Source organism: Actinosynnema sp. (assembly GCF_052038725.1).
On sequence record NZ_JBQGCX010001295.1, the window covers coordinates 1 to 3858 of the forward strand.

Consider the following 3858-nt stretch of genomic DNA (forward strand, 5'->3'; position numbering starts at 1 on the left):
CCGCCCGGCCAGCAGCGCGGTCTGCGCGAGCGCGGCCCCTGCCGCCTCCTCGGTCGGCGCGGTCACCAGCAGCACCGAGGAGCCGAGCCCCGCGGCGGCCTCCACCTCCTGCTGCCGCAGCACGGCCGACACCAGCACGGAGGTGTCGAACCCCAGGTCGGCGCCGGTCTCGGCGGCCTGGGCCGCCCAGCGCCGGGCCACCGCGCGCCCGACGCCGCGCCCGCCCGCGCGCCCGAGCGGGCCGTCGCCGTCGACGACGTGGTCGGCGACCTTGGCGGAGGCGAGCACGAGGGAGACCGAGGCGGCCAGCCGGGCGGAGGGGCCGGTGGCGACGCGGGCGGACCGCATCCCGCGCAGCGCGCACGGCCCCGCGTCCCGGTGGGAGCCGCCGGACTGGGCCTCCACGAGCGCGGAGACGACGAGGCCATCGTAGTTGGTGACGAGCCGGGCGAGGTGCCCGTGGTCGTCGCGGAGCGCCAGGCAGAGGCCGCACAGGTGGGCCACCCAGGCGTCGCCGAGGTGCTGACCGAGCCGGTGGCGGCACGGTCGGAGGATGCCGAACATAAGCCGGGAGCGTAAGCCGCGCGAGCGGGCACTGAGAGTAAAACGCTCACCTGAACGGGTGACAATTACGGACTACCGAACCGCACTTGTGCATAGTCTTCGAATTGTGACTCTGAGCGCGGCAGGCCAGACCACCGGAACCCACGTCCACCCGCCGAAGATCGAGTACTTCGACCTGGACGCGAAGTCCAACACCGACCCGAAGGGCTACCTGCGCGGGGTCGAGGAGTACCGCCTGGCGCCCTCCGGGCTGTACATGTCCCGCCCGGTGCCCGGCCACCCGGAGCTCACGCACTTCGAGTCCTGGCTGCTGCCCCGGCACGGCCTGCGCGTCACCCGCCAGTCCTGGCACCCCGGCCGCGAGCGCGACTACGACTTCTACGTCGACGTCGTCGAGATCACCTCCAGCGGCTCGGTCTGGAAGACCGTCGACCTCTACCTCGACCTGCTCGTGCGCACCGGCCGCGACGTGGTCGTGCTGGACACCGACGAGCTGCTGGCCGCCGTCGCGCGCGGCCACCTGGAGGCCGAGCGGGCCCGGTGGGCGCTGGAGACGACCTACACGGCGGTCGCGGGAGCGGCGGCGCACGGCAACGACCTGATCCGCTGGTTGGCCGAGCAGGGCACCGTCACGACCTGGCGACGCCACTAGGGGGCGGGTGATACCGAGAGTCGTCGACGACCCGCAACAGCGCCCGATTCCCCGTCACCCGTCCGTGATCATCCGCGCGACATAACGTGATGTAACGAATCGGTTCGCACGGTTACCGGGTGCATACCCACGACTACCCTCGGGTCGGTGGGAACGGTCATCACTCCTCAGCTCGTCGACGTGGTCGACACCGTCAGCGCAGTCCGGAACTACTCCTCGGGTGCCTCCCGCAGGCTGACGACGTGCCAGGTGGAGGACTGGGGCCTGCGACTGGAGTGCCCCACTCCGGAGGACCCCTTCACCGACTCCGAGGTCACCTGGCTCATGCCCGACCTGGGGCTCCGCCTCACCAGGCGACGCCCCCGCTCTCCGCACACCGACTCCTCCAGCGTGCTCACCGCCGTCCGCGTGGTCCGCGACGGCCGCACCTGGCGCACCACCGACCTGCTGCTGGGCCTCGAGGTCCCCGGCGGGACGACGGCGCGGATCGTCCGCTCGGAGGACTTCGCCGCGGCGATCTCCGGCGGCGTGATCAGCCCGGCGGACGCCGACCTCGCGCTGCACACCGTGCACCGCACCCTGGAGCAGGTCAGCCAGCACCGCCACGACCTGGCGGACTGGCTGGTGAACCGGGGCATCTACGACCGCTGGTCGCCCGCAGCCCGGTAGAACGCGGCGATCCGCGAGACCGCTTCCTCCATCCACGGCTCCTTGGCCTGAGCGTAGGCCAGGGAGCCGTCGTGGTTCTCGTGCTCGGGCATCAGGCCGAGCTTGACCCGCGCGTACTCCTCGCGCGCGGCGGCGTCCGCGCGCAGCCAGTCCCGGAACCGCAGGGCCCACACCCAGTTCGGCGCGCCCGTCACCCGGACGTGCAGGTTCACCCGACGTCCGGGGTCGGCGGAGGAGTGCACGCGCTTGTCCCACAGCTCCGGGTCGCGCTCGGCGCCGCGCGGGGCGTCGGTCAGGCCGGGGACGTTGGGGAAGCCCGCGTTCAGCAGCGCGTCCGCGAGCCCGTCCGCCTCGGCCATGCTGGACACGCCCAGCTGGAAGTCCAGGACGTCCTTGGCGACCAGGCCGGGCACGGCGGTGGACCCGATGTGCTCCAGCGGCCGGTCCCCCACGGCGGTGCGCAGCCTGGCGGCGATCCGCGCGGCCTGCGCGGGCCAGGTCGGGTCGGGGTCCACCACCTTCGGCGGGCCGGACGCGTGCCTGCGCAGCCGCAGGTTCGCCGCGTAGGGCACCAGCCGGTCCGCCCACAGCGCGTCCACCTCGGCGAGCACCTGGTCCGGGCTGCCGGTGTTGTCCAGCCACACGTCCGCCACGGCCCGCCGGGCGTCGTCACCGGCCTGGGCGGCCACGCGGGCGCGGGCGTCGGACTCGGGCATGTCCCGCGACCCGACCAGCCGCGCCACCCGCTGCTCCACGTCCGCGTGCGTGATCACCACGAGGTGGTAGGCGGGCGCGAGGCCGTTCTCCACCAGCAGCGGCACGTCGTGCACGACGATCGAGTCCTCGGGCGCGGACGCGATCAGCTCGGCGGTCAGCGCGGCGACCTTGGGGTGCACGATGGCGTTGAGCCGGGCCCGCGCGGTGTCGTCGGCGAACACCTGACCGGCCAGCGCGGCCCGGTCCAGGCGCCCGGCCGGGGTCAGCACGCTCGCACCGAACGCCTCGGCGATCTCGCGCAGGCCGTCCGTGCCCGGCTCCACGACCCGCCTGGCCAGCTGGTCGGCGTCGATGACCACCGCCCCGTGCTCGGCCAGCCGTCCCGCGACCGTCGACTTGCCCGACCCGATCCCGCCCGAGAGCCCCACGCGCAACATGGGTCCGATCTTGCCCGATCAGGGCGCGGCGGACACCCGCTCAGCCCTCCTCGGGCGTCATGGAGCGGGCGGCCAGCGCGGTCAGCACCGCCTTGACCTGGTCCTCGGGGACGGCGTCCTTCTTGGCGCGGGCCACGAACGTGGACTTGCCGAGGGAGCCGACGACCAGGTTCTCGTCCTTCGCCAGGACCAGCGCCGCCTTCTGCTTGCCGACCTCGACCTCGCTCACCGAGGCGCCGTCGCCCCGGTAGGCGTCCAGGCTCTCGGTGACGCGGGTGGTCGCGGCGGCGTCGTCGGCGTAGGTGGACAGGCCGATGACGATCGGCGCGGTCGCGATGCCCTTGTTCTCGCCGACGCCGTAGTAGCAGTCGAGCTTGGCGGTGCGGCCCACCCCCGGCTCGGGGATGCCGATGATCTGCACGGTCGAGCCGCCGAGGTCGCGGCCGATCCGCTCGTTGAGGACGTCGGCGGGCACGACCAGCTCGCAGTCGTCGGGCAGCGGGCGGTCGACCATCACCGGGACGCGGGTCGTGGTCGTCGGGACGGTGATCGTCGGGATCGCCGGGTCCACGATGGGCTTCTCCACGACGCGGGCGCACGACGCGCACCCCAGGACAGCAGCTACCGCCAACCCCACGACCACCACGCGCGCACCCGCCACAGCAGGGAACCTAGCGCAAGACGGTTGCGGCGCAGCCCCGAGCGGCACGGGCTGTGAGCACCTCTACCAGCGGGCCGCGACCGGCGGCGGGAAAGCGCAGGCCGAGTGGCGTGGAACGGCTGCGGGGCGGTGGTCGCGCCACTGCGGAACGTGACACT

Annotated in this window: 5 protein-coding genes; 2 read left to right on the plus strand and 3 right to left on the minus strand. The window is 73.4% G+C overall.

Annotation, left to right across the window (positions count from 1 at the left end):
• Positions 1–564: DUF5685 family protein (locus ACTUAL_RS27350; protein WP_440902258.1), on the minus strand; the 564-nt coding region annotated here is incomplete at its 3' end.
• Positions 565–670: 106 nt separating this feature from the next.
• Here ACTUAL_RS27350 and ACTUAL_RS27355 point away from each other — a divergent pair.
• A complete protein-coding gene (locus ACTUAL_RS27355; protein ID WP_096496337.1) occupies positions 671–1216 on the plus strand; it encodes a DUF402 domain-containing protein in 546 nt (181 codons plus the stop codon).
• 147 nt (positions 1217–1363) lie between these two features.
• Complete coding sequence (locus ACTUAL_RS27360; protein ID WP_440902259.1) at positions 1364–1885, plus strand: DUF402 domain-containing protein; 522 nt, start codon at positions 1364–1366, stop codon at positions 1883–1885.
• Here the strand turns inward: ACTUAL_RS27360 and coaE are convergent.
• Complete coding sequence (gene coaE, locus ACTUAL_RS27365) at positions 1855–3039, minus strand: dephospho-CoA kinase (RefSeq protein ID WP_440902260.1); 1185 nt, start codon at positions 3037–3039, stop codon at positions 1855–1857. The two genes, ACTUAL_RS27360 and coaE, sit on opposite strands and share 31 nt — an antisense overlap.
• Before the next feature lie 40 nt (positions 3040–3079).
• Positions 3080–3700, minus strand: a complete 621-nt coding sequence (locus tag ACTUAL_RS27370; RefSeq protein WP_440902261.1) for a hypothetical protein — start codon at positions 3698–3700, stop codon at positions 3080–3082.
• Between the last annotated feature and the right edge of the window lie 158 nt (positions 3701–3858).

Bases quoted from the DNA above. Each gene is read 5' to 3' on its own strand.
- coaE (WP_440902260.1), bottom strand. From the start codon at position 3,039: ATGTTGCGCGTGGGGCTCTCGGGCGGGATCGGGTCGGGCAAGTCGACG.